The 634-nt window shown below is 47.8% G+C and carries 1 pseudogene; it reads right to left on the bottom strand.

Annotated elements, in window-relative coordinates:
* Positions 1-403, bottom strand: a pseudogene (locus HYQ40_11240) (UPF0236 family protein).
* Between the last annotated feature and the right edge of the window lie 231 nt (positions 404-634).

The raw sequence follows: 634 nt of genomic DNA, 5'->3' as shown, positions 1-634 counted from the left end.
CGTGACTCATACATGCATACCCCACCAGCTTTTCAAGCGACTGCGCAGCCTGTCGATACGAAGCCCCCGTCACGGCGAGATTCACCTCTGTCTCCTCTCCTAGCGGACTCACTCCCTGCGCCCCATCGACCTTGCGAAAGACATCGCGTAACTACGTATCCCCCTTTTTTTCACGGTCCAAGTAGTAGTTTCGCTTCACTTCCACCTCTCCAAATAGCGTTTGGAGTCTGCTCTTCCTCTTATCTTTGAGCGCATATCGTTTCTTGTCCCGCTGTTCTGCCAATGTGCGGTCGATTTCCTCCAACACCTGTTGAAGGAGATGACCATATTGTTTTTGCATATGTCTAAATAAAGACTGTTCGATCTCTTTTAATGTCCCGCCGTTTGTGATCTCCTCCTGCATGGGCTCCCCTCCTTTCTTTGGTTGTCTTTTTTTTCGCCCTTCCTCCCTTACCAGGCGGAGAGCCCGTTTTTCATCTCTTTTGCTTCCATCTCTGCCAGGTTCCTTATTATACCAAATCCGGAACCTGTCTTTTTTTCTCCCACACCCCTTTTACTCCTCCTTCTTTTGTCTCTTTCACCATGTTGATAAAGTATTGCTTCATACGATGGTCGTCTGTTAAATCTGTATGAA

Source organism: Aerococcaceae bacterium DSM 111021 (assembly GCA_020112395.1).
In the GTDB taxonomy this organism is placed as follows: domain Bacteria; phylum Bacillota; class Bacilli; order Lactobacillales; family Aerococcaceae; genus Ruoffia.
This window is presented reverse-complemented; position numbering and strand designations above follow the sequence as displayed.